A 24,666-nucleotide genomic window follows, 5' to 3' on the forward strand; every position below is an offset into this window, starting at 1 on the left:
CATAGCTTGCACCGGGAAAAAGAGACGTGATGAAAGCCGTTATTTTGGCCGCAGGCCTGTTGATGGCGGGTAATCTCTGTGCGGCCACCAGTGGCAGTATCGGAGTGAAATTAACCATCTATTCGCGTTGCCAGGTGGATGGGCGTGTCGGTGTCAGTCAGTCAGCACCACTGATTGATTGTGGCCGTCAGCTATCCGCACAACCGAAAGTGACTGAAAGCAAGATAACAGGGAACAGAACGGGTGGTCAGGAACAACGTCTGGTCACCGTCGAGTGGTAAACCGAAAGGGCGAAGCGATCTTCGCCCTTTTTTCAGCGTCAGATACTGAAAGAGGAACCGCAACCGCAGGTGGTTTTTGCGTTTGGGTTAGTGACAATAAAGCGTGAACCTTCCAGCCCTTCGGTGTAATCAACCGCCCCGCCCACCAGATATTGCAGGCTCATCGGGTCAACCACCAGCGCCACGCCAGATTTCTCAATGGTCATATCGCCGTCGTTAATCTTATCGTCGAAAGTGAAGCCATACTGGAAACCACTGCAACCACCGCCGGTAATGTATACGCGCAGTTTCAGGTCCGGGTTATCTTCATCGGAAATCAGGTTTTTCACCTTGCTGGCTGCTGCATCGGTAAATTGCAGAGGCAGTGCTGCTACATCGTCGCTCATTTAAATACTCCAGTAATGCGTTCAGGCTGTCGCCTGTCAGGTCAAGATACCGCAGAGTGTAGTTAACCATATCTTTTGTGATTATCTAATAGCCTGGTATCGCAATCAAGTATTGGCACCCTGTGCCTTGCGCGCAGATTCCGCATCTTGTTGCTGTTGCTGTCTGGCTAATGTGCGAGCTAACAGAGAAGAATACAAGGGTTTACCACCAAGAAACTGCGCCAGCAACGTCGCGCCAAGGCAGGTGATAATCATCGGCAAGATCAGCTGATAATTATCCGTCATCTCCAGCACCAGCACGATTCCGGTAAGGGGGGCACGTACTGAAGCAGCAAACAACGCCCCCATTCCGGCAATAGCAAAGGTTCCCGGCTGCAGCGCCCACTCAGGGAACAGCGAACTGCTGACCATACCAAATACCGTGCCCAACAGCGTTCCCAGCGCCAGCATCGGGGCAAAAATACCCCCCGGCGCGCCGGAACCGAAGCAAAGTAACGTGGTGAGCATACGCGCGAGAAAGATAAATAACAGCATACCAACAGTGTAATGCCCTGCTGCTGCCAGCGGGATTAAATTAAAACCACCGCCTGCGGTTTCCGGCTGAATCACGCCCAGTGCGCCGCAGAGACCGCCGAGAAGGGCGCCAGTCAGCAGCACTTTTTGCATACGCCCGCCATGCAGTTTCTGGAACATATCCTGGGCGCGAAAAATCAGCGTATTAAACCACACCCCGATAAAACCAAATAGCATGCCCAGCAGCAGATAGAGCCACAGGGTATACACCGGCGCATTACTGAGCCTGCCAACTTCAATTACCGCATGCTCGCCATTAAAGATGCGAAAGACGATGCTCGACATGATTACGCCGATAAATACCGCTTTAATCGAAATCACGCTGTAGCGGAACTGTAAACGCATCTCTTCAATAATAAACAGAATGCCTGCCAGCGGCGCATTGAAAGCCGCGGAGAGACCGGCTGCCGCACCGGTCGCCAGCAGGGAATGTCGCGCTTCCGCACTACGTAAGCGAAACAGATCCAGTACCATGCGGCCAATATTCCCGCCCAGTTGCACTGTAGGGCCCTCACGCCCGAGAACCATACCGGCCCCCAGCGTTCCCATACCGCCGATAAACTTCACCGGGATCACCCGCCACCAGCGTACCGGACGCAGCTCTTCCAGCGCGCCTTCAATCTCCGGGATACCAGAACCCGAAGCCTCCGGCGCAAACCGACGCACCAGCCAGTAGCCGGACACCGCCAGCAGTGCAGAGAGGATAAATGCCAGCGGTAACACCAGCCACAAGCTGGAACCGGCATCAGACAGCGCCGATAAACGCAGCGCCTGTACCAGATTTACCGCTTTCTCAAATGCCACGCCGACCAGGCCGGCAAGGGTGCCGACAATACCCGCGACGATAAGTATTGCCACCGGTGTTTTATCACGGCGCAGCAACAGGCGCAGGTAGTCACCACGACGAATGGGCACCACGGGTAACTGCTCGGTAGATGGCGAGAGCTCACTCATATCAGTTTCATTTATCAGGAAATGTAGAAAGATATGATACCCATCTGCTGCGCTTGCGTCGCAATAAGATCCTTTGCCGGCGAATCAATCGTGCTGCACGCCTTTCAACCCACCGGTATGTTCCTTAGAATAGTGGTGATTTTTCTAATGTACGATTCAGGAGCCCGATCCATGAGTAAGTCTGAAAACCTGTATGCCCAGGCGCAAAAGTTAATTCCCGGTGGGGTTAACTCTCCGGTGCGCGCATTCACCGGTGTCGGCGGCGTACCGCTTTTCATCGAGCGTGCGAACGGCGCTTACCTCTATGACGCGGATGGTAAAGCCTATATCGATTACGTCGGCTCCTGGGGGCCGATGGTGCTGGGTCATAACCATCCGGCAATCCGTCATGCGGTGATTGAAGCTGCCGAACGTGGTCTGAGTTTTGGTGCGCCCACCGAAATGGAAGTGAAAATGGCTGAGCTGGTCTGTCAGCTGGTGCCGACCATGGATATGGTGCGTATGGTGAACTCCGGTACCGAAGCCACCATGAGCGCCATCCGTCTGGCGCGCGGTTTCACGCATCGCGACAAAATTATTAAATTCGAAGGCTGCTATCACGGCCATGCCGACTGTCTGCTGGTAAAAGCCGGTTCTGGCGCGCTGACCCTCGGCCAGCCAAATTCACCGGGCGTACCGGCTGACTTTGCCAAACATACCCTGACCTGCACCTACAACGATCTGGCATCGGTACGCGCGGCGTTCGAACAGTATCCTGCGGATATCGCCTGCATTATCGTGGAGCCGGTTGCCGGCAATATGAACTGTATCCCGCCACAGGCCGGTTTCCTGCCGGGACTGCGTACACTTTGTGATGAGTTTGGCGCACTGCTGATCATTGACGAAGTGATGACCGGTTTCCGCGTCGCTCTGGCAGGGGCTCAGGCGTACTATGGCGTGAAGCCGGACCTTACCTGTCTGGGTAAAATCATTGGCGGCGGCATGCCGGTCGGCGCCTTTGGTGGTCGTCGCGACGTGATGAATGCGCTGGCGCCAACCGGCCCGGTTTACCAGGCGGGGACACTCTCCGGTAACCCAATTGCCATGGCCGCCGGTTTTGCCTGCCTGAGTGAAATTGCCAAACCCGGTTGCCATGAAACCCTGAGTGAACTGACCAGTTTGCTGGCTGATGGTCTGCTGGCGGCGGCAAAAGCGGAAAACATCCCGTTAGTCGTCAATCATGTTGGCGGCATGTTCGGTCTGTTCTTTACCACTGCCGCGACGGTGACCAGCTATCAGGATGTCACGCAGTGCGACGTGGAGCGCTTTAAGCAGTTCTTCCATCTGATGCTGGAAGAAGGAATTTATCTTGCCCCCTCCGCCTTTGAAGCGGGCTTTATGTCACTGGCCCACAGCAAAGCCGATATTCAACATACCGTCGATGCGGCACGCCGCAGTTTTGCGCAGTTATAACCGGTCACGGGCGGCGCCAACGCCGCCCGTTCTCTGTCCGGGACAATGGCAACCGGCACTCGCTTCAGAGGGCAAGCAAATCGCTCATCAGCGCGGGATTTCGTTCAAGCATCAGCAGGATTTTAAGCGCTGAACCGGAAGGTATACGCCGCTCCTGCTCCCAGCTTTGCACCAGTGAGGCGCTGACACCGACCGCTTCGGCGAATTCATCCTGCTTCATGCCGCTGGTTTCACGTAATAATTTGACGTTTGGCAGATGGTGACGATGAACCTGAGCGGGCTGCATTGCGCCTTTTTCAATCGCAACCATCTGTTCCATGCTTTCGACCAGATCGTTAAACAGTTTTTTATCCATAATACAAACCTTTGCGAAAATGCCGCACCCTGCGTACGGCATAGTTTAGTTCAGTCGGTCGGTTAAGGCCTTTAAGATGGCCTTTTCCGCTGCACTCAAATCATCTTTGGCATTCTTAGGGTAAACCGTCAGCAGATAAAGCCTGCCGCTATGGGTGAGCAGATAGTAAATAATCCTTACGCCACCCTGCTTCCCGATACCTGGACGCCCCCAGCGTATTTTTTTGCAGCCGCCGGTTTTACTTATCGTGTCACCTTCAGCATGATGCGTGAGCAAATATTCCTGCAATTCCCTGAAGCTTTCATCACTGAGCAGGTTTTGCCGCTGCTTGCTGAAGATGACAGTTTCAATAAATTCAAAATATTCCATTTGTCGCCTACCTCCCTGTTGCCGTCACTATACTCGTACTGAGTACGAGTTACCAGCTTTTATTTCGTACAAGGTACGAATATTTACTGTTCCCGGCAGCGGGTTTCAGCATAAAAAAAGCCGCAACCTCAGCGGTTGCGGCTATCTTCCTTCCCACAGCATCGGCATTACGCCTTAACGCCCGGGTAGCTAACTCTTACGCAACAGATAGACAAAATAAGGTGCGCCAAAGAAGGTCGCCAGCAGACCTGCCGGGATCTGATCCGGGAACGACATCATGCGCCCGCACCAGTCAGCAAACACCATCAGGCTGGCGCCAACCAGCGCCGCAATCACCAGTTGGGGCAATGCGCGGCGGAAACCCAGCATCCGCGCCATATGCGGCGCCATCAGCCCAATAAAACTCAAAGGACCGATGCTCAGGGTTGCGGCGGCGGTTAATGTTGCGGCCAGTAACAACAGCGTCAGGCGCGCAGGCGTTAATGCCATCCCTACCGCCCGTGCGGTTACTCCGCCCAGTGGCAGGATTGTCAGCCAGCGGCTGGCTAACGGCGCCAGTGCAATTAACACCAGCGCAATCATGCTGGTACGCAGCGCCTGAGCGCCATCGACATGATAGGTTGAGCCGGAAATCCACGTCAGCAGCCCGGCCATACGCGGGTCGCCGCTGGCCAGTAACAGCATCAGCAGCGTGGTAAACGCGGTACTGATCGCCATACCCGCCAGCAGCATGCGTTGCGGCGAGAAACCGCCGCGTCCCGCCGCCAGCATAATAATCATCAGAGTCAGCGCGGCGCCGATACTCCCCGCCGGCAGCAGCCAGCCGAAAGCATCGCCGGGGACGATAAACAGCATCACCACCACGCCAAAGGCAGCGCCGGAGCTAATCCCCAGCACTTCCGGGCTGGCCATCGGATTACCGGTCAGACGCTGAATCAGACACCCCGCCACCCCGAGCATCATCCCGGCGCTAAGGGCGGCAACCAGTCGTGGACCGCGCCACGGCAGCAGTTGTTGCCACAATTCGCCACTGGCCCAGTTCCAGCCAGCGGCGTTACGGCCAAACGACAAAGCAACCGCCACCATCAGCAACAGTACCCCCAGCGCCACCAGCGCCCACCACACTACCCGATGGCGCTCGGGCGCAAGGTTATCGCCCTGATTCAGCGCCGGCGGTACCGGGCCGGTGCGCAGACGCGGTAACAGCCATAGCAGCAACGGCGCGCCAATCATTGCCGTGGCGGTACCGGTGGACACCTCCAGCCAGACCGCGGTCAGCCAGCTTACGCTCTGATCCGCCAGCCATAGCAGCATCGCACCAATAAACGGCGCCAGCAGCATCCGGCTGATGAGGCGGCGCGCGCCAAGTATCCGTGCTAACAACGGCGCAAACAGGCCGATAAAACCGATAATCCCCACGGCGCTAACCAGCTGAGCACTCAGCAGGATCGCCAGCGCCAGGGCAACCAGACGCGCCAGCGACAACGCCAGACCGAGGTTTTTCGCCACACCATCATCCAGCCCCATCAGGGTCAGCGGGCGCAGTAGCAGCAACGTCAGGGCAAAAGCGATCAGCAGACGCGGCCAGAGCAATATCACATTGCTCCAGTCCTGCTGATTAAGCGCGCCGGTGCCCCAGAGAAACATATTCTGCAGCTGGTCTTTATTAAAGATAGCGACAATCTGATTGACCGCACCGCAGTACAGGCTCATGACCAGACCCGCAAGGATCAGCGTGACCGGCGATAAGCGCTTGCCCCAGGAGATACCAAACACCACCAGTCCCACCAACAGCGCGCCCGTCAACGCCGCCATCTGCGCAGTCATCAGGCCCGCAGGCAGCGCGCCGAGGGTGACCATGGTGATCCCCAGTTGCGCGCCGGACGCCACGCCAAGCGTGGTAGGTTCAGCCAGCGGATTACGTAATACCTGCTGAAACAGCAGACCGGCCAGCGCCAGCCCGGCGCCGACCAGCAGCGAGATGGCCAGACGTGGCAGCGTGCTGTAGTGAAACACCATTTGATCAATATCATCGGCATTCGGCTGACGCAATGCCGTCCACCACTGCGTCAGCGGCAACTGATGGCTAAAGTTGTAAAACGTCAGCGCCAGCGCGGCAGTTAACAACGCAGCGAGCAGCGTAACCGCGAATCTGTGGTTTGCGTTCATTACGCCTCCAGCGCGCTGTCGAGGGTATGACAGAATTGCATCGCGGTCAGCGTCGCGCCATAAAACCAGACGGCGGGAACGCGCTTAAAGCGCTGCTGACGGATAAAGGTGAAGGATTGCCACAAGGCGGTGGTGGAAACCTGTTGCATCAGCGGTTCATCACCATGCGCAAAACAGATCACATCGGCATCTTTAATCGCCGCCAGTCGTTCAAGGCCAATCACCACGCTGCCCCAGAAGCTGGTCTCTTGCTGCCAGGCATTCTCAATCCCCAGATGATTCATCACTTCCAGGAACAGACTGGATTTGCCAAATACAATGGCATGACGATTATCGATTAAGGACATCAGTAATAATGGCTTCGTTGCACGCGGCGCCAGACGAGTACGCATTTGCGCGATAAAGCTGTCGAACTCCGCCAGATGCTGATGGGCGCGTGATTCTATATCGAGGTGCTGAGCAAGCTTAATCAGCGAATGGCGCGCAGAGGTCAGCGGTTTACCATCGCCTTCGTTAAAACTAAACCCGATTCCCGGCGCAATACGCGCGATTTTTTCCGGCTCGGGGCCATAGCCCTGAGAATAGAGGATCAGAGAGGGTTGCAGTTGCGTCATTAACTCAAGGTTGGGCTCGGTACGCAGACCAACGTCAATGGTCGCGGCCGCCAGTTCCGGCTTACCTACCCATAGCTGGTAGTCTTGCTTATCGGCGACGGCCATCGGCGCCACACCAAGCGCCAGTAACAGTTCAACAGGCAGCCACTCGATAGCAATGATGCGTTGCAGATCCGGCTGCGCAGCAGCATTAGCCGACAGGTTCAGCCATAAGGGAGACGTCGCCATGGCAGCGAGCAGGCGGCGGCGAAGATAATCCGGCATCAATACATCCTGTAATCAGTAAACAAAGCTCACCGCCGCCCCGCCTTGCGGATGCGGCAGGATGCCCATCGGAATGCCGTAAATCTTCTCCAGCACCTCAGCATGCATAATCCCGGCAGGATCGCCCTGAGCGATAGCCTCGCCGCCGCGCAATGCCACCAGATGGTCGCAATAGCGTGCCGCCATATTGATATCATGCAGCACCGCAATCACCGTCAGACCGCGCTCGTGGCTCAGACGCTGGATCAACGCCAGCACCTCCACCTGATGGGCGATATCCAGCGCCGATGTCGGTTCATCCAGCAGCAGGCAGCGACTGTTCTGCGCCACCAGCATGGCGATCCAGGCGCGCTGACGCTCGCCGCCGGACAGACTGTCTACCAGCCGCCGGGCAAAAGGTTCTAACCCTACCAGCGTGATAGCTTCATCAACACGTTGACGATCTTCAATGCCGAAGCGGCCGAGCGCGCCATGCCAGGGATAGCGGCCAATCGCCACCAGTTCACGCACCGTCATGCCCTCGGCCGCAGGCAGCTGCTGCGGCAAATAGGCCACCTGACGGGCGAAGGTTTTACTGTTCCATGCGGCGACCGGGATGTCATTCAGTAGCACCTTGCCGTTGCTGGCATCATGATGACGGCCGAGCATTTTCAGCAGGGTCGATTTACCGGAACCATTGTGACCAATCAAACCGGTCACTTTACCCGCAGGAAAAGTCAGCGAGAGGGGGTGTAATAATATACGGCCGGGAACGGTAAAACTGACGTTGTCCAGCCGGAAGGTGGTGTCCTGTTGGTGCTGAAGTTGCATGGCGATCTTCAAGATTGGCGGGCGCAGTAAGGCGCCAGTTAAACATTAACCATAGAAAGTGGCGGTAGCGATGAGTTGACGCCCGGCCCCCTGATAACAAATCACTTCAACGTTCCATTCTGTCACTAAAAGAGAATGGGTGCATAATGTAAACGATAATTATTATTATGAAGGTCGGATGATATGCGAAATAAACGCGGATCTGCAACAAAAAAGGCGGCATAAATGCCGCCCCTATGGGAGAAAACCTGCCCCGGATGTAAGGGAGCCATTAATGACCCCCATCCTGATGACGGCAACAGAGCAAACCATTGGTACGGACGGCATATCTGCCTCCCTGACAATGGCAGCGCCTTAATCGGTGCCAAACATATCCTTAATCCAGCCCGCCACGCCGTTGGCGTCTTTCTGCTCAGACTGTTGCTGCTGTTGTTGCTGCTGCTGTTGCTGAACCTGTTGCTGCTGTTGCTGGCAAAGCGCATTCGCGTCGGTGGTCCATACTGGCAGCGTTCGCCAGCTGCTGCTGGCGCTGCCGCAGACAAAGTTACCGGCAGAATCAATACTCATCGGCGCAATATCTTCCGGCGGCGTCAGCATCAGCGGCATCGGAGCCTGATTTTCCAGGTAATGACGATAGATCTGCATCGCACCGGAAGCACCGTACAGTTTGGTCGGCTGGTTGTTATCGCGACCAATCCAGGTAATCGCCACTTCCTTGCCATCAATACCGGCAAACCAGCTATCCACCTGATTATTGGTAGTACCGGTCTTGGCCGCGAGGTTAGCATTCGGGTATTTTGCCCCCAGTGCCCGCGCGGTACCTCGTGCGGCAACTTGCTGCATGGTATAGAGCGTCAGATAAGCCGCCTGTGCCGGCTCCGCACGCTCCGCCTGTGGGAAGCTCTGATACAGCACCGTACCATCCTCAGCAATCACCGAGCGCAGCGCAGAAAGCTGAGCGCGGTTACCGCCACTGGCAATGGTCTGGAAGGCCTGCGCCACTTCAACCGGCGTCAGGTTCAGCGCCCCCAGTAACATCGCCGGCACCGGCTGCAGCTGCTCTTTCGGTACCCCCAGTTTGGTCCAGGTATCGGTCACCTGCTGCAGGCCGAGCGACATCCCCAGATTTACCGTCGGCACGTTCATGGAACGTGTCAGCGCATCGACCAGCATCACCTGACCACTGAACTCACGATCGTCATTCTGCGGTTTCCAGATCTGACCATTCGGTTGTTTCAGCGCAATCGGGTTGTCGGCGATCCAGCTGTTAAGACGATATTTATCCGGCTGGCTGAGCGCTGTCAGGTAGGTCGCCGGTTTAGCCAGTGAACCAATTGAACGGCGCGCCTGCAGGGCACGGTTATAACCCGCGAACTGAGGATCGGCGCCGCCTACCAGCGCGCGCACTTCACCACTGAAACGGTCAACAATCACCATCGCCGTTTCCAGATCATTCAGGCCGCGCTGTTTACGCAGCACCGGAACCCCCTCTTCCACCGCTTTCTCCGCAGCATCCTGCGATACCGAGTCGAGGGTGGTGAAGATTTTCACCCCGGAGAGATCTTTCACCTTGTCGCCCAGCTTCTGCTGCAGCTCATTACGCACCATCTGCATAAAAGCGGGCTGCGGGGAGATCACGCCGCCTTTCGGCTGCACGCCGAGCGGACGCGCACTCAGCATATCGTATAGCTCCTGGTCGATAACATTCTGCTGCTGCAGCAGACGCAGCACCAGGTTACGCCGCTCCAGCGCCAGCTGAGGATTACGCCATGGGTTATACAGCGACGCCCCTTTCACCATGCCGACCAGCAACGCCTGCTGATCGAGGCTCAGCTCATCAACCGGACGACCAAAGTAATACAGGCTGGCCAGCGGGAACCCACGGATCTGATCGCTACCGCTCTGACCGAGATACACTTCGTTCAGGTACAGCTCCAGAATGCGGTCCTTGCTGTAACGCGCATCCATAATCAGCGCCATATAGGCTTCGTTAGCCTTACGCCACAGCGAACGCTCGTTGGTCAGGAACAGGTTTTTCACCAGCTGCTGCGTCAGAGTACTGCCGCCCTGCACCGCGCGACCGGCGGTAATATTGGCAAGGAAGGCACGCCCAATGGAGTAGAGACTGATACCGTCATGCTGATAGAAGTGACGGTCTTCCGTCGCCACCAGCGTATCCACCAGCAGATCCGGGAAACCGGCGCGCGGCACAAACAGACGCTGTTCGCCATTAGGCGATTGCAGCATAGTGATCAGACGCGGATCGAGACGGAAAAAGCCAAAGTCGCGCCCGTTATCCAGGTTCTTAATTTCGCTCAGAGCGCCACTGCTGAATGACAGACGCGCGCGGATCTGACCCTCTTTGCTGTCCGGGAAATCGAACGGACGGCGGATCATCTCAATACTGTTGGCCTGCACGGTAAATTCGCCCGGACGCGTCATGCGCGTTACCTGACGATACTGGGTGCCGGTAAGCAGCGCGATCATCTCCTGCTTGTTATAGGACATCCCCGGTTCGAGGCTGACCATCCGGCCATACACCGTGGCGGGCAGTTGCCATACTTTACCGTCAATGCGGCTGCGAATTTGCGAATCGAGGTAAACGCCGTAAATGGCCATCAGCACGATAAAGACCAGCAGTAGCTTAATAAATAGCCCCAGCCAGCCTCTTTTCTTGCCTCCTTTTCCTTTACGTGGCACCGGTTCTACCTCCTCGTAGTCGTCATCAGCATCATCTTCCTGATCATCATCGTAATCTTCATCATCATACTCTTCTTCCCTGCGGCGACCTTTAACCCGCTTCCGCGGCGGTTTAGGCTGTTTCCCTTTGCGCCCAATAGGTTCGCGATCATTCCCAGACATTCGTTTCATTTCTCCAGGGATTGCCGTCGGCAAGGCCGACTACTCTGTTCCTGTTCTGCACCGCCGGAAAGTGGAACCTTCCGAAATGCTGTTAATCGGCCGTTAACAACGGCGGGGGAAAACTTGCGCGCACGGCGCAGTGGCGGTGAATTCGCCGGTGCGAAAGAATAGCACTAAACCCGGATATTCTTAACTGCCCGTCGGGAGAAATCCCCGGCGGCGAGCCGGGGTGAGGGATTAGAATTGATACGAAACATTAACCGAGTAGTTGCGCGGCTCGCCATATACCGCGTAGTCGCTCAGCCAGGAGTAATAGTGGCGATCGAACAGGTTGTTAACATTCGCCTGTACCGCCAGTTGTCTGGTCAGCTGGTAACGGGCAAACAGATTCGCCAGCGGGAAGCTGCTCTGGTATACGCGCCGGGTTTCGCCATCAGGCCCGGTGGCGTCCTGGAAAGTACGATTTTGCCAGTTAACGCCGCCGCCCACGGTCAGATCCGGCTGCACCGGCAGCTGATAACGGGTAAACAGCTTAAACGAGGTTTGCGGCATATTGCTGTTAAAGCGGCCGGAAGCGTCGCGCGCCACATAACGCGTCGCGCCGAAGGTCATTTGCAGATTGTCAGTCAGCGCGCCATTCAGCTCAAATTCCGCCCCTTTGCTGACGGCGCCGCGGGTGGCGTAATAAGCCTGCTCGCTGGAGTTATTGACGAAGTTATCGCCATCAGCCTGCGCGGCGTTCTCCTGCTCGATACGGAACAGCGCAAAGGTCGCCGTCAGACGCCCGTTCAGCCAGTCCGATTTCAGGCCGGTTTCATAGTTCTTACCGGTAACCGGCGGCAGATAAGCGCCATTGCGATCGCGATAGGTCTGCGGCTGGAAGATCGAGGTATAGCTGGCATATGCCGACCAGCTATCATTGATGTCGTAAACCAGTCCGCCGTATGGCGTCAGGTTATTCTTCTGTACATCCCCGCTGCTGCCGACAGTACTCCATTGGGTGTAACGCGCACCGACAATCAGCGACAGCGGATCGGCCAGTGAAAAGCGCGCCGCAGCATAGGTGGATTTCTGGCGCACGACATCATCAGCATTCAGATACCAGTCGCCCCACTGCGGTTCAGCGACATTGCCGCTCCAGTCATTAAAACTGCCCATCTGCTCACTGTCGATTGAACCGTCGGCGCTGTAGGTAGCGTTATGCTGACGGCTGTAGCTGACGCCTGCCACCAGCTCATGCTGGCGTCCGAACAGCCCGAAGGGACCGCTGGCATAGGTATCAATCGACTCCAGCTTACGGGTGCCGCGATCTTTACTGCCAAAGCCGGAGGTGCCTTCGCCGCTCAGCACATCCGGGAAATCCATCACATACAGCAGCTTATCGTTAAAGGTCTCTTCTGCATGGGTGCCATTCAGACGGAAGGTCCAGCCGTTATCGAAGTTATGCGTCGCATTAGCAAATACTTTGCGCGAATCAATGCTGTAGCGTGTCCAGTTAGCGGCGGAGTTGGTGCTGCGGTCGTAATGAGTCAGATTGCCGTTACTGTACCAGGTTGGCAATCCGCCCCAGGTTGGGTTACCGCTATTACTTTGCTGATAGTCGTAGCCCAGCGACAGGGTGGTATTGTCAGTAACATCCGCGTCCAGCACGCCATAGAGGAACTTTTTGCTTTTATGGTAGCGATCCAGCCAGCTGTCCTGATCCTGATAGCCGGCGATCACCCGGCCCCGCACGCTGCCCGCCTCATTAAGCGGACCCGCCGCGTCCAGCACGTAACGCTGCTTGTTCCAGCTGCCGTAACTGGCGCTGACATTGCTGGTAAATACTTTACTGTCGGCGTGCTTACGCACCATATTGACCGATGCCCCCGGACTGCCGGCGCCGGTCATCAGGCCGGTTGCGCCGCGTACCACTTCGATGCGGTCATAAATCGCCGTATCCGATCCGGCATCGCCAAAGTTCCATGTATCAGAGACGGAGGTGGGAATATCATCGAAGGTGTAACTATCGATCTGAAAACCACGGGAGAAGTACGCTGAACGTTCACTGTCAATAATTTCAGTGGCGACGCCGGTGGTGTTATCCAGTACCTCGCCGACCGATTGCAGGTTTTGATCCTGCATACGCTGTTTGGTGACCACACTGACCGACTGCGGAACATCGCGCGGCGTCAGCAGCATTTTGGTGCCGGCGCGGGTGGTTTTCACCTGGTAATCCTGCTGCTCGTTGCTGGCTTCATCCGCCGCCGCCGAAACCACCATCTCCTGCGGTGCGTCTGACGTGGCGCTGCTGGTTTCGGCAGCCTGCGCCGGATTAAGCAGCCCATGGCTCGCCAGTATCAGCAATGAAACGGTGACACCTGTTTTGCTACCCGGCGCGCGGATAGCCGCAACGCCCTCCCTGCCAATGAAAGACATAACGACTCCCCATCAGAAATATTTATTATTAGAAGTGAGTCGAGTATATAATGAGAATCCAAATGATTATCATTTGGATTAAGATTGTCATAAGGAGATTAGCGCTGAAAAATGTAACTAATTATTAAAAAAATAATTAGCTACTTAACTTTTCGCGTGGGTGCGGTGGCTGCCGGATCGTCTGGCCACAGGTGTTTTGGATAACGCCCTTTCATCTCTTTCTGCACCTGCGGATAAGCGCCGCGCCAGAATGCCGCTAAGTCGCGGGTGATTTGCAGCGGACGCCGGGCCGGAGAGAGTAACTCCAGCACCAGCGGCACCCGTCCGTCGGCCACGCAGGGGTTCTGCGCCTCGCCAAACATCTCCTGCAGACGTACCGCCAGCACCGGGGGCAGCGTGACATCATAACGCAACGGCAGCCGGCTTCCGGTCGGCACGATGTAATGCGTTGGCAGCGCACTATCCAGCCGCTGACGTTGTGACCACGTGAGTAATTGTAATAAGGCACTGGCGAGATTGATTTGCCGCAGTCCTTTCAGATCGCGAACGCTGCCCATCTGCGGCAGCAGCCAGCGCTCAACAGTGGCCAGCAGCGTCTGGTCGTCCGCGGCAGGCCAGTTCTCTTCCGGCAGCCAGCGGGCGGCACAGGCGAGACGCATACGCAGCTGTTCAGCTTCCGGCGTCCAGTTCAGTACGCTCAGCCCTTTCTCGCGCAGCCAGTTCAGCATCGCCGGATGCAGCTCTTCCGGTTCCGGTTTGGCTTGCGGCTGTGCCTTCAGTACCAGCGCGCCGATCTGCTGCCGGCGCCAGGCTCGCAGCGTGCCTTTTTCTTCATCCCACTCTACCGCAGTGACCGACTGCACCCGTTCAGGGCACTGCCGCGTCAGCGTGTCAATATCGACTGGCAGCGCTTGCAGAATCCGCGCATCCGGCTGCGCATCGCTCTGCAATAACAGCGGCGCCATCAGCCACTCGTAGCGGGTTAAGGCATGGTCGTCATCAAGCTGCACGCCAATACCGTTGGCCAGTTGGTAACGTCCCTGCTGACCGCGCCGCCGCGCCAGGCGATCGGGAAATGCCGCCATCAGCAGCGGTACGATGCAGTCGCTATCCGCGGCGGCTTCGCGAACTTCCAGCCGTTTTTGCAGCTGGCGCGCGCGTCGCTGCCAGTGCGGCTGTACACGCTGAAAACAGTCGCGCAGATCGCCGCTGCCGCTACGCGGCGGCTCTTCCAGCATCGCCACCAACAGCGCGGCGGTCGTCACCCGTACCGGATCGCTGCCGGCATCGATCAACAAAGCGGCCAGCCGCGGATCGCTGCCGAGCTGGGCCATACGCCGCCCCTTGTCGCTAAGCCTGCCGTTGGCGTCGCAGGCCCCGAGGGTGGCCAGCAGGCTGGCTGCGGCCTGCAAAGCCGCTGACGGCGGCTGATCCAGCCAGCTGAGCTGGCTGATATCATGGCAACCCCACTGCAATACCTCAAGCCACAGCGCGGACAGATCGCTGTTAATAATCTCGGCATCCGCATGGCTGGCAGCGCGTTCCGCCTGCTCTTTGCCGATAAGGTGCAGGCAGAGGCCGGCCTCAAGACGGCCGGCACGTCCGGCACGCTGCGTCATGGATGCCTGGCTGATACGCTGGGTCTGCAACCGGGTTAAGCCAGTACGCAGATCAAAACACCCCACCCGCTCCAGCGCGCTATCCACCACCAGCCGGATACCTTCGATGGTTAAACTGGTTTCCGCAATATTGGTCGCCAGCACCACTTTACGGCGTCCGGCGGCGGCAGGCAGTATCGCGCGCTGCTGTTCGCTTAGCGGCAACGCGCCGTACAGCGGACAGAGATCGACATCGCTGCTGACCCGCTCTTCCAGTAGCGTTTTGATGCGCTGAATTTCGCCAACGCCGGGTAAAAACAGCAGCAGCGATCCTGTTTCCTCACGTAACAGCTGGCTGACCTCACGCGCCACGGCATCATCGAAACGCAGATGCGTCGCCAGCGCGCTATAACGTCGTTCAACCGGGAAGCTGCGACCTGCGGAAACGATGACCGGCGCATCCGGCAGCAGCGCGCTCAGGCGTTGATTGTCGAGAGTCGCGGACATCAGCAAAATTTTCAGATCGTCACGCAGGCCCTGCTGGACATCCAGCAGCAGCGCTAACGCCAGATCGCCCTGCAGGCTGCGCTCATGAAATTCGTCGAGGATCACCAGTGTGACCCCTTCCAGCATCGGGTCCTGTTGCAGCATACGGGTCAGGATCCCTTCGGTGACCACCTCCAGCCGGGTATCTGGCCCGACGCGAGTTTCACCACGCATGCGGTAGCCGACCGTGGCGCCCGGCTGCTGATTAAGCTGCTCCGCCAGCCGCTGTGCGACATTGCGCGCCGCCAGCCGACGCGGCTCCAGCAGCAAAATACGCCCGCTGAACTCCGCCTGTTGCAGGATCTGTAAAGGCAGCCAGGTTGATTTACCGGCGCCGGTGGGCGCCGCCAGTAACACCTGTGGCGCCTGTTGCAATGCCGCCAGCAATGCAGGTAACACGGCACTGACCGGTAATTCACTCACAGGAAAACTCCGTAACAACGTGGTTATATACCCTAAATAATTCGAATCGCACCCGGGCAGCCGCCCCTGATGGGGCCGGGTAACCGCTGCAGTCTGAATGTTGACGGGCAATATGCTGGCAGGCATTGTAGCATTCCTCTCAATTCATTACCGGAGGCTGCCATGTCCACACGCCGTTTATTCTTCGGCATCGGTCTGCCACAGACGATACAGCAGGAAATCATTGCCTGGCGCGCCTCTGCATTTGCCGCAGAGGCCGGGCGTCCGCTGGCTGCCGCCAATCTGCACCTGACGCTGGCGTTTCTTGGCGAAGTCAGCGATGAGAAAGCCATCGCCATTAGCCGTATGGCCGGGCGCATCCGTCAGCCTCCCTTTACGCTGCATATTGACGATGCCGGTCACTGGCCACGTCCAGGGGTAGTGTGGCTCGGTCCACGGCAGGCGCCGCGCGGACTGGTGCAGCTGGCCGAAATGTTACGCTCACAGGCGGCACGCAGCGGCTGTTATCAAAGCCCGCATCCGTTTCATCCACATATCAGCCTGTTGCGTAATGCCACCCGTCCGCTAGCGATGCCCGCACCGAATTTCCACTGGCAGTTGGACGTCACGCAATTTTCTCTGATGCAGTCGACTTTTGCGCAGGGCCGTAGCAGCTATCAGGTGGTTGAGAGCTGGCCACTGACCATTAAACAGGACTAATCATGGAATATTATCCGGCGCTACAATCGGCACGCCTGATTGGCCGCTACAAACGTTTTCTTGCTGATGTCATCACCCCGCAAGGGGAAACGTTGACCATCCACTGTGCCAATACCGGCGCGATGACCGGTTGCGCCACGCCGGGCGACACCGTGTGGTATTCAACCTCCGACAGTCTGACCCGCAAGTACCCGCATAGCTGGGAGCTGACAGAGACCCGGCAGGGGCACTGGATCTGCGTCAATACCCTGCGCGCCAATACCCTGGTGCGCGAAGCCATTAGCGCGGAACTTATCCCGCAACTGACTGGATACAGATCGTTACAGGCGGAAGTAAAATATGGCGCGGAACGCAGTCGCATTGATTTTTTGTTGCAAGCAGATAATCGCCGTAACTGCTATATTGAAGTGAAATCCGTGACGCTGTTACAGCATGGTAAAGGGTATTTTCCGGATGCGGTTACCGGGCGTGGTCAGAAGCACCTGCGTGAACTGGCCAAAATCGCTGAAGAGGGCGAGCGCGCGGTACTCTTTTTTGCCGTTTTGCACTCGGGGATTGAGGACGTATCTCCGGCGCGTCATATTGATGCGCAGTATGCGAAACTACTTGCACAGGCACATCATAGCGGAGTAGAAGTGCTTTGCTATAAGGCGCAGTTATCACCTGCTGGTTTGAGTCTGAAAAAGTCGTTGGAAGTAGAGTTGTAATATTTCGCGCAATTTGCTGTGATAGGATGTCGCTGGCGCTGCGCTAAATACGCTTTTACTCACAGGCTTGTCAAGTCATGTTCAGGAATAATTGCCAACCTTAATCGCTTCTGTTATTTATAGCGGCCTGTTTTTTTCCCCACTGGGGATCGATAGTGCGTGTTATCCAGGAGAAACAACATGCAAGAAGGGCAAAACCGTAAAACATCGTCCCTGAGTATTCTCGCCATCGCTGGGGTGGAGCCATACCAAGAGAAGCCGGGCGAAGAGTATATGAACGAAGCCCAGCTGGAGCACTTCAAGAAGATTCTTGAAGCTTGGCGCAATCAACTCAGGGATGAAGTAGACCGTACGGTATCGCATATGCAGGACGAAGCCGCTAACTTCCCGGACCCGGTCGATCGTGCCGCTCAGGAAGAAGAGTTCAGCCTCGAACTGCGCAATCGCGACCGCGAGCGTAAGTTGATCAAAAAGATCGAGAAGACGCTGAAAAAGGTTGAAGACGACGATTTTGGCTACTGTGATTCCTGTGGCGTTGAAATCGGTATCCGTCGCCTTGAAGCGCGTCCTACTGCCGATCTTTGCATTGATTGCAAAACGCTGGCGGAAATTCGCGAGAAGCAAATGGCCGGCTAACGGCGCGCGGATGTTGCAGTGAAGCAGGGACAAATTGGTGCTCCCGCTTCACTGCTCTCCGTATCTGCATATCATGTCACTATCCTATATCGGGCGTTTTGCCCCCTCTCCTTCCGGTGAATTACACTTTGGATCGCTGATAGCTGCTCTCGGCAGCTATCTGCAGGCGCGTGCGCAGCAGGGTCAGTGGTTAGTGCGTATTGAAGATATCGATCCGCCGCGTGAAGTGCCCGGAGCCGCAGAGCAAATTTTACGTCAGCTGGAGCACTACGGCCTGCACTGGGACGGTGAGGTGCTGTGGCAGTCACAGCGTCATGATGCTTATCGTTCAGCCCTGGACTGGTTACGACAGCATCAGCAGAGTTATTATTGTCGCTGTAGCCGTAGCCGCATTCAGCAAATCGGCGGTCACTATGACGGCCATTGCCGCGAACTGCAGTTTGGCCCGGAAAATGCAGCACTGCGTTTACGCCAGCATGCGCCGGTGACGCGCTTTTATGATGGTCTGCGCGGCGAGATGGTTGCGGATGCCGCACTGGCCAGCGAGGATTTTATCATTCATCGCCGCGATGGCCTGTTTGCCTATAACCTTGCGGTAGTGGTTGACGATCATTTTCAGGGCGTGACAGAAATTGTCCGTGGCGCCGACCTGATTGAGCCAACGGTGCGTCAGATTGCGCTTTATCAACAGTTTGGCTGGCAGGTGCCGGCATATTTACATTTACCGCTGGTTTTAAACCATGACGGCAATAAATTATCGAAGCAAAATCATGCGCCCGCTCTGCCACAAGGCGATGCGCGCCCGCTGCTGGTGCGCGCATTACAGTTTCTCGGGCAGGCGGAACCGATTGGCTGGCAGGATGATTCACTGGATACGCTGTTAAAACAGGCGATCCGGCAGTGGAATTTAACAAAAATTCCACGTAATGACGCAGCGGGGAGCGATGCGATGACATCGGCATTCTCAAACGGTTCTCACTAAGCTATGATTAGCCGCTGTTTTTACCACCCAAGTTTCTTAGTCACTATCGAGGTGTACCATTTTTACCCGAGTTGCTAATTTTTGCCGAAAAGTCCTGAATCGCGAAGATGAGGCGCCCATCGAGGTCGAGGAAGTCCGTCATATGACGATTATCCCTCGTGACCGCCATACAATCTCGCGAAAAGACATTAGCGAAAATGCCCTCAAAGTGCTCTATCGCCTGAATAAAGCCGGTTACGAAGCCTACCTGGTGGGTGGTGGCGTGCGCGATTTACTGCTGGGTAAAAAGCCGAAAGATTTCGATGTGACCACCAATGCCACCCCCGAGCAGATGCGCAAGCTGTTCCGCAACTGCCGTCTGGTGGGGCGTCGCTTCCGCCTGGCGCATGTGATGTTCGGTCCGGAAGTGATCGAAGTGGCGACTTTCCGTGGCCACCATCAGGCAGAAGAAGAGCCGGAAGATCGCAATAATTCGCAGCGTGGCCAGAACGGCATGCTGTTGCGCGATAATATTTTTGGTTCGATTGAAGATGACGCCCAGCGCCGCGATCTGACCATCAACAGCCTTTACTACAGCGTAGCGGATTTCACCGTGCGTGATTACGTCGGCGGTCTGAACGATCTGCAGCAGGGTATTATCCGCATGATTGGCGATCCGGAAACGCGTTATCGCGAAGATCCGGTGCGAATGCTGCGCGTGGTGCGCTTCGCCGCCAAACTGGATATGCGTGTAGCTGAAGAGACCGCAGAGCCGATTCCGCGCCTCGCCACATTGCTGCAGGATATTCCACCAGCGCGCCTGTTTGAAGAGACCTTAAAGCTGCTGCAGGCCGGTTATGGTTACAGCACCTATCTGCAACTGCGTGAATATCAGCTATTCCAGCCACTGTTTCCGATTATCACCCGCTACTTTACCGAGCAGGGCGACAGCCCAATGGAGCGGATGGTGATTCAGGTGCTGAAAAACACCGATAGCCGTATCCACAACCAGATGCGCGTTAACCCGGCGTTCCTGTTTGCGGCTATGTTCTGGTATCCGCAGCTGGAAGTGGCGCAGAAAATCGCGCAGGAGAGCGGCCTGGCCTATTACGATGCCTTTGCGCTGGCGATGAATGATGTGCTGGATGAAGCCTGCCGCGCACTGGCGATCCCGAAACGGATCACCACCCTGGTTCGTGATATCTGGCAGCTGCAGCTGCGTCTGTCACGCCGTCATGGTAAGCGCGCATGGAAGCTGATGGAGCATCCTAAATTCCGTGCCTCCTACGACCTGCTGGCGCTACGGGCGGAAGTGGAAAATAATCAGGAACTGCTGCGTCTCACCACCTGGTGGAGCGAGTTCCAGGTAGCTGCGCCGCCACAGCAGAAAACCATGCTGAACACGCTGGGTGACGATCCGGTTCCGCGTCGTCGTACACGACGCCCGCGTAAACGCACCCCGGGCGCGGCGCCACGCCGTGACGGCAACAGTAACGCATGACGCGCGTCTATATCGCCTTAGGCAGCAATCTGACCGATCCTCTGCATCAGGTGCAAAATGCACTTGATGCACTGGCGGCGATCCCCGACAGTCAGCCGATCGCCACCTCATCGTTCTACCGTACGCCACCTTATGGCCCCCCGGACCAGCCCGACTATCTCAACGCGGTTATTGCGCTGGATACCCGCCTTAGCCCTGAAGCGCTGCTTGACCATACCCAGCGCATCGAGCTGGAACAGGGACGAGTACGCAAAGCACAGCGCTGGGGACCACGCACGCTGGATCTGGATATCCTGCTATTTGGCGATCTGACACTAGCCAGTGAACGTCTGATTGTGCCGCACTACGATATGAAAAATCGCGCATTTATGCTGTTACCGCTGCTGGAGATCGCCCCGCAACTCTGCTTTCCGGATGGCTCATCGGTGGCGGATAGCCTGGCGTTACTGGATCGCAGCCAGATCAAACTCTGGTAACCGGCGCACAAAAGTTGTGCAACTGGTGTGCTCCCTGGTCTGATAAACCTTTTCCCTGCCATTCACTATCCATTACACTTCGCCCATCAGAAATTTCGTCCTGAGGGGCCGTTATGAAACCGACCACTATTTCTCATCTGCGCCAGTGGAAACAGGCAGGCCGCAAATTCGCCTCCATTACCGCTTACGACTTCAGCTTTGCCAAACTGTTTGCCGGGGAAGGTATCCAGGTGCTGCTGGTCGGCGACTCACTGGGAATGACCGTGCAGGGGCATGATTCAACGCTGCCGGTCACCGTTGCTGATATCGTCTACCATACCCATGCAGTGCGCCGCGGCGCGCCTGATGCCCTGTTGCTCTCCGACCTGCCGTTTATGAGCTACGCCACCCCGCAACAAACCTTTGACAGCGCCGCGCAACTGATGCGTGCCGGCGCCAATATGGTCAAGCTGGAGGGCGGCAAGTGGCTGGCAGAGACGGTACAGCAGCTGACAGAACGCGCAGTGCCGGTCTGTGGCCACCTCGGCTTAACGCCGCAGTCGGTAAATATTTTCGGCGGCTACAAAATCCAGGGGCGGGAAACAGCTGATGCCGATCGTCTGCTGGATGATGCGCTGGCATTAGAGGCGGCCGGTGCGCAGCTGCTGGTGCTGGAGTGTGTGCCGGTCGCGCTGGCTAAACGCGTGACTGCAGCGCTTGGCATTCCGGTCATTGGTATTGGCGCCGGTAACGTTACCGATGGCCAGATTCTGGTGATGCACGATGCCTTCGGCATTACCGGTGGACATATCCCTAAATTCGCGAAAAACTTTCTGTCTGACAGCGGCGATATCCGCGCGGCAGTACGCCAGTACATTACTGAAGTCGAAGCCGGAAGCTATCCCGCTGAAGAACACAGTTTCCAATAATCCAGGAGAGAGTCTGTGCTGATAATTGAAACGTTGCCGATGCTGCGCCGTGAGATCCGCCGCTGGCGTCAGGATGGCAAGCGCATCGCGCTGGTGCCAACCATGGGCAATCTGCACGATGGTCATATGACACTGGTTGATGAAGCGCGCGAACGTGCTGATATCGTGGTGGTAAGTATTTTCGTTAACCCGATGCAGTTCGAACGTGCGGACGATCTGGCGCGCTATCCGCGCACCCTGCAGGAAGATTGCGAAAAGCTGAACCGTCGCGGGGTCGATCTGGTGTTTTCTCCCGCGCCGGGAGATATCTATCCGCAGGGACTGGATACGCAAACTTTTGTCGAGGTACCGGTTCTCTCTTCGCTGCTGGAGGGCGCCAGCCGTCCGGGACATTTCCGTGGCGTGTCGACAGTGGTCAGCAAGCTGTTTAACCTCGTCCAGCCAGACCTCGCCTGTTTCGGTGAAAAGGATTATCAACAACTGGCACTGATCCGCAAGATGGCAGCCGATATGGGTTACGATATCGATATTATCGGTGTCCCGACGGTACGTGCCAAAGACGGGCTGGCGCTGAGTTCGCGTAATGGCTATCTCACCGCTGATGAGCGCCGGCAGGCCCCGGCTCTGAGCAAAGTGATGAATGGCATGGCGGAGAAGCTGTCGAACGGCGAACGACATGTGGAACAGATTATTGCCGATGCGGAAGCGGAACTGACAGCACAAGGCTTTCGTCCCGATGGTCTGGCGATTTGCGATGCGCAAACCCTGCTGCCGCTCAATACTGAAAGCCAGAGTGCGGTCATTTTAATGGCGGCCTGGCTGGGTAATGCGCGTCTGATAGATAACCAACAGGTTGATCTGACGCAGTAGACAAGCCATAGCGATCGACAGATACTGTCTTCCGTTTTTTTCTGATTTTACCCTAAATAACTCGAGTTGCAGGGTGAGCAGGCGCCGCCAACGCATCTGCAACCTGGAGTATAACGGGTAACGAGGTGAATAAAGTTATGGTACGCACCATGTTGCAAGGCAAGCTGCACCGGGTAAAAGTGACCCAGGCCGATCTGCATTATGAAGGCTCCTGCGCTATCGATCAGGATTTCCTTGATGCCTCTGGCATTCTGCAGTATGAAGCGATCGATATTTACAACGTCAATAACGGCCAGCGCTTTTCTACCTACGCGATTGCTGCCGAGCGTGGTTCAAAAATCATCTCCGTTAACGGCGCCGCTGCGCGCTGTGCCTGCGAAGGTGACGTGCTGATTATCTGTTCTTACGTGCAGATGTCCGATCAGCAGGCGCGCGAATGGCAGCCGAAAGTGGCCTATTTCGAGGGCGACAATCAGATGAAGCGTCTGGCGAAAGCGGTACCGGTTCAGGTCGCCTGATATCACCCTCTTTCCCCTATGAAAATGAGGGAAAGAGGGTAAGCAAAGATTATTTATTTTTGGTATTCACTGCCTGTATTGCTGCATCTGGCAGGCCACAAATTGCAGAAGAAAAGTAATAGCGCCGGCAAGGATAAATTTAATTAGCGGAATCTGCCGATGATATACGTGATGGGATGTAGGGGAACCATTTACGGCTCCCGCAGCATACATACCTTCATCACGACGGGTGCACATCAGCGGCACGGGCGGCATAAATGCCGTCATCACGGTCGGTGCAAATCATTGGCACGGGCGGCATAAATGCCGTCATCACGGTCGGTGCAAATCATTGGCGCGGGCGGCATAAATGCCGCCCCTACAGGGAATATCCGGAATATTGTAGGGGAGCCATTTATGGCTCCCGTAACATAAACACCGTTATCACGGCCGGTGCAAATCATCGGCGCGGGCGGCATAAAGGTACAAACCGGTCACATGGGTAACACTTTAGACCGGGCACATGGGTAACAGTTATAACTGGCATAGCGGAGGAGACTCACTATGCCCTGGACTGAGACTGTTATCATGCAACGCCTCGAATTCATCCGTGCCTGCCATGCAGGCACTCATTCTTTTGCTTCCCTTTGCCGCCAGTTCGGCATCAGCCGTAAAACCGGATACAAGTGGCTTAACCGTTTTCAGCACGATGACCCCCTGTCTCTGGCTGACCGTTCCCGTGCACGTCTTACGCAGCCGCACCGCATCCCACCCGATGTCGCCCGGCAGCTCATCGACCTCAGGCTCACTCATCAGGACTGGGGGGCCAGTAAAATCCGTCAGTGGCTCCTGAACCACAACGTAAACTTTGATGTCCCGGCCGGCAGCACTGTCGGTGACCTCCTCAAACGCGAAGGCTTAATACCTGACCGTAAAAAGCGCAGACGCACACCGGGCAACGTGCAGAAGCTGACCGATATCCGTCACGTTAATCAGGTCTGGAGCGCTGACTTCAAGGGCCGCTTCCGGCTACTGGACCGCAGCTACTGCCGTCCCTTTACCCTGACCGACAACCACAGCCGCTACCTGCTGGCATGCGAGGCTGGCCAGGCGGAAAGTACGGTGTTCGTTCGCGCCTGTCTGGAAAAGGTCTTCAGGGAGTGCGGGCTGCCGGAAGTACTGCGTACGGATAACGGGGCGCCTTTCGCCGGTTCAGGCATCGCCGGACTGAGCCAGCTCAGCGTGTGGCTGATAAAGCTGGGTATCCTGCCGGAGCGCATCAGGAAAGGTCACCCGGAGCAGAACGGACGGCATGAGCGGATGCACCGTTCGCTGAA

General features: G+C 56.5%; 22 protein-coding genes. 12 read left to right on the forward strand and 10 right to left on the reverse strand.

Annotated elements, in window-relative coordinates; all coding sequences use genetic code 11:
- Positions 1–29 precede the first annotated feature (29 nt).
- Positions 30–281, forward strand: a complete 252-nt coding sequence (locus JWF83_RS09900; RefSeq protein ID WP_413650043.1) for a hypothetical protein — start codon at positions 30–32, stop codon at positions 279–281.
- Positions 282–319: 38 nt separating this feature from the next.
- On the opposite strand, the gene erpA is transcribed toward JWF83_RS09900, so the two are convergent.
- Together erpA and clcA are read right to left on the reverse strand one after the other, a co-directional pair.
- Positions 320–667, reverse strand: coding sequence for an iron-sulfur cluster insertion protein ErpA (erpA, locus tag JWF83_RS09905; RefSeq protein ID WP_413650044.1), 348 nt, complete (start codon positions 665–667; stop codon positions 320–322).
- Between the two features lie 105 nt (positions 668–772).
- A complete protein-coding gene (gene clcA, locus JWF83_RS09910; protein ID WP_413650045.1) occupies positions 773–2,194 on the reverse strand; it encodes a H(+)/Cl(-) exchange transporter ClcA in 1,422 nt (473 codons plus the stop codon).
- 171 nt (positions 2,195–2,365) lie between these two features.
- Here clcA and hemL point away from each other — a divergent pair, with 171 nt between their 5' ends.
- Positions 2,366–3,646 carry a glutamate-1-semialdehyde 2,1-aminomutase gene (gene hemL, locus JWF83_RS09915; RefSeq protein ID WP_413650046.1) on the forward strand — a complete coding sequence of 427 codons (1,281 nt, stop codon included), beginning with the start codon at positions 2,366–2,368 and terminating at the stop codon, positions 3,644–3,646.
- A gap of 64 nt (positions 3,647–3,710) precedes the next feature.
- Here the strand turns inward: hemL and nadS are convergent, their stop codons facing one another.
- The 8 genes from nadS to hrpB form a co-directional block, all read right to left on the reverse strand.
- Positions 3,711–4,001 (reverse strand): NadS family protein, encoded by a 291-nt coding sequence (gene nadS, locus JWF83_RS09920; protein WP_413650047.1) that lies wholly within the window; start codon positions 3,999–4,001, stop codon positions 3,711–3,713.
- Between the two features lie 45 nt (positions 4,002–4,046).
- Positions 4,047–4,370, reverse strand: a complete 324-nt coding sequence (locus tag JWF83_RS09925; RefSeq protein ID WP_413650048.1) for a type II toxin-antitoxin system RelE/ParE family toxin — start codon at positions 4,368–4,370, stop codon at positions 4,047–4,049.
- Between the two features lie 189 nt (positions 4,371–4,559).
- Positions 4,560–6,539 carry a Fe(3+)-hydroxamate ABC transporter permease FhuB gene (gene fhuB, locus JWF83_RS09930; protein ID WP_413650049.1) on the reverse strand — a complete coding sequence of 660 codons (1,980 nt, stop codon included), beginning with the start codon at positions 6,537–6,539 and terminating at the stop codon, positions 4,560–4,562.
- Complete coding sequence (fhuD, locus tag JWF83_RS09935) at positions 6,539–7,417, reverse strand: Fe(3+)-hydroxamate ABC transporter substrate-binding protein FhuD (protein WP_413650050.1); 879 nt, start codon at positions 7,415–7,417, stop codon at positions 6,539–6,541. The genes fhuB and fhuD overlap by 1 nt, the downstream gene beginning before the upstream one ends.
- Before the next feature lie 15 nt (positions 7,418–7,432).
- The gene (gene fhuC / locus JWF83_RS09940) at positions 7,433–8,227 is read right to left on the reverse strand and encodes a Fe3+-hydroxamate ABC transporter ATP-binding protein FhuC (protein WP_413650051.1); all 795 of its coding nucleotides are present in this window, start codon (positions 8,225–8,227) and stop codon (positions 7,433–7,435) included.
- Positions 8,228–8,581: 354 nt separating this feature from the next.
- Positions 8,582–11,089, reverse strand: coding sequence for a bifunctional glycosyl transferase/transpeptidase (gene mrcB, locus JWF83_RS09945; protein WP_413650052.1), 2,508 nt, complete (start codon positions 11,087–11,089; stop codon positions 8,582–8,584).
- Between the two features lie 237 nt (positions 11,090–11,326).
- Positions 11,327–13,507: a ferric-rhodotorulic acid/ferric-coprogen receptor FhuE gene (fhuE, locus tag JWF83_RS09950; protein ID WP_413650053.1), complete on the reverse strand. Its 2,181-nt coding sequence runs from the start codon at positions 13,505–13,507 to the stop codon at positions 11,327–11,329.
- 140 nt (positions 13,508–13,647) lie between these two features.
- Positions 13,648–16,074 (reverse strand): ATP-dependent helicase HrpB, encoded by a 2,427-nt coding sequence (gene hrpB / locus JWF83_RS09955; protein WP_413650054.1) that lies wholly within the window; start codon positions 16,072–16,074, stop codon positions 13,648–13,650.
- Positions 16,075–16,236: 162 nt separating this feature from the next.
- On the opposite strand from hrpB, the gene thpR reads away from it, so the two are divergent.
- The 10 genes from thpR to JWF83_RS10005 form a co-directional block, all read left to right on the forward strand.
- Positions 16,237–16,773 carry an RNA 2',3'-cyclic phosphodiesterase gene (gene thpR / locus JWF83_RS09960; protein WP_413650055.1) on the forward strand — a complete coding sequence of 179 codons (537 nt, stop codon included), beginning with the start codon at positions 16,237–16,239 and terminating at the stop codon, positions 16,771–16,773.
- A 2-nt stretch (positions 16,774–16,775) separates the two neighbouring features.
- Positions 16,776–17,480 (forward strand): DNA/RNA nuclease SfsA, encoded by a 705-nt coding sequence (gene sfsA, locus JWF83_RS09965; protein WP_413650056.1) that lies wholly within the window; start codon positions 16,776–16,778, stop codon positions 17,478–17,480.
- Positions 17,481–17,660: 180 nt separating this feature from the next.
- On the forward strand, positions 17,661–18,116 hold the full coding sequence (gene dksA / locus JWF83_RS09970) for an RNA polymerase-binding protein DksA (RefSeq protein WP_413650057.1): 456 nt from the start codon (positions 17,661–17,663) through the stop codon (positions 18,114–18,116).
- A gap of 73 nt (positions 18,117–18,189) precedes the next feature.
- Positions 18,190–19,098, forward strand: a complete 909-nt coding sequence (gluQRS, locus tag JWF83_RS09975) for a tRNA glutamyl-Q(34) synthetase GluQRS (protein WP_413650058.1) — start codon at positions 18,190–18,192, stop codon at positions 19,096–19,098.
- 58 nt (positions 19,099–19,156) lie between these two features.
- Entirely contained in the window at positions 19,157–20,578 is a 1,422-nt protein-coding gene (gene pcnB / locus JWF83_RS09980; RefSeq protein ID WP_413650062.1) for a polynucleotide adenylyltransferase PcnB, read from the forward strand.
- The gene (gene folK / locus JWF83_RS09985) at positions 20,575–21,054 is read left to right on the forward strand and encodes a 2-amino-4-hydroxy-6-hydroxymethyldihydropteridine diphosphokinase (RefSeq protein WP_413650059.1); all 480 of its coding nucleotides are present in this window, start codon (positions 20,575–20,577) and stop codon (positions 21,052–21,054) included. The genes pcnB and folK overlap by 4 nt, the downstream gene beginning before the upstream one ends.
- 113 nt (positions 21,055–21,167) lie before the next feature.
- Positions 21,168–21,962, forward strand: coding sequence for a 3-methyl-2-oxobutanoate hydroxymethyltransferase (panB, locus tag JWF83_RS09990; RefSeq protein ID WP_413650060.1), 795 nt, complete (start codon positions 21,168–21,170; stop codon positions 21,960–21,962).
- 15 nt (positions 21,963–21,977) lie between these two features.
- Positions 21,978–22,832 carry a pantoate--beta-alanine ligase gene (panC, locus tag JWF83_RS09995; protein WP_413650061.1) on the forward strand — a complete coding sequence of 285 codons (855 nt, stop codon included), beginning with the start codon at positions 21,978–21,980 and terminating at the stop codon, positions 22,830–22,832.
- A gap of 137 nt (positions 22,833–22,969) precedes the next feature.
- Positions 22,970–23,350 (forward strand): aspartate 1-decarboxylase, encoded by a 381-nt coding sequence (gene panD / locus JWF83_RS10000; RefSeq protein WP_413650063.1) that lies wholly within the window; start codon positions 22,970–22,972, stop codon positions 23,348–23,350.
- A gap of 543 nt (positions 23,351–23,893) precedes the next feature.
- Positions 23,894–24,666 (forward strand): DDE-type integrase/transposase/recombinase (locus JWF83_RS10005; RefSeq protein ID WP_413647923.1); only part of this gene is annotated, 773 nt, incomplete at its 3' end.

Origin of the sequence: Pantoea sp. B65, assembly GCF_047308185.1 — a bacterium.
Taxonomy (GTDB): domain Bacteria; phylum Pseudomonadota; class Gammaproteobacteria; order Enterobacterales; family Enterobacteriaceae; genus Erwinia.

Coding starts and splice junctions, on each gene's coding strand:
- fhuE (WP_413650053.1), bottom strand. CDS start 13,507: ATGTCTTTCATTGGCAGGGAGGGCGTTGCGGCTATCCGCGCGCCGGGT.
- sfsA (WP_413650056.1), top strand. CDS start 16,776: ATGGAATATTATCCGGCGCTACAATCGGCACGCCTGATTGGCCGCTAC.
- nadS (WP_413650047.1), bottom strand. CDS start 4,001: ATGGATAAAAAACTGTTTAACGATCTGGTCGAAAGCATGGAACAGATG.
- fhuD (WP_413650050.1), bottom strand. CDS start 7,417: ATGCCGGATTATCTTCGCCGCCGCCTGCTCGCTGCCATGGCGACGTCT.
- panB (WP_413650060.1), top strand. CDS start 21,168: ATGAAACCGACCACTATTTCTCATCTGCGCCAGTGGAAACAGGCAGGC.
- mrcB (WP_413650052.1), bottom strand. CDS start 11,089: ATGTCTGGGAATGATCGCGAACCTATTGGGCGCAAAGGGAAACAGCCT.
- hemL (WP_413650046.1), top strand. CDS start 2,366: ATGAGTAAGTCTGAAAACCTGTATGCCCAGGCGCAAAAGTTAATTCCC.
- folK (WP_413650059.1), top strand. CDS start 20,575: ATGACGCGCGTCTATATCGCCTTAGGCAGCAATCTGACCGATCCTCTG.
- fhuC (WP_413650051.1), bottom strand. CDS start 8,227: ATGCAACTTCAGCACCAACAGGACACCACCTTCCGGCTGGACAACGTC.
- JWF83_RS09900 (WP_413650043.1), top strand. CDS start 30: ATGAAAGCCGTTATTTTGGCCGCAGGCCTGTTGATGGCGGGTAATCTC.
- erpA (WP_413650044.1), bottom strand. CDS start 667: ATGAGCGACGATGTAGCAGCACTGCCTCTGCAATTTACCGATGCAGCA.
- dksA (WP_413650057.1), top strand. CDS start 17,661: ATGCAAGAAGGGCAAAACCGTAAAACATCGTCCCTGAGTATTCTCGCC.
- clcA (WP_413650045.1), bottom strand. CDS start 2,194: ATGAGTGAGCTCTCGCCATCTACCGAGCAGTTACCCGTGGTGCCCATT.
- gluQRS (WP_413650058.1), top strand. CDS start 18,190: ATGTCACTATCCTATATCGGGCGTTTTGCCCCCTCTCCTTCCGGTGAA.
- JWF83_RS09925 (WP_413650048.1), bottom strand. CDS start 4,370: ATGGAATATTTTGAATTTATTGAAACTGTCATCTTCAGCAAGCAGCGG.
- panD (WP_413650063.1), top strand. CDS start 22,970: ATGGTACGCACCATGTTGCAAGGCAAGCTGCACCGGGTAAAAGTGACC.
- fhuB (WP_413650049.1), bottom strand. CDS start 6,539: ATGAACGCAAACCACAGATTCGCGGTTACGCTGCTCGCTGCGTTGTTA.
- thpR (WP_413650055.1), top strand. CDS start 16,237: ATGTCCACACGCCGTTTATTCTTCGGCATCGGTCTGCCACAGACGATA.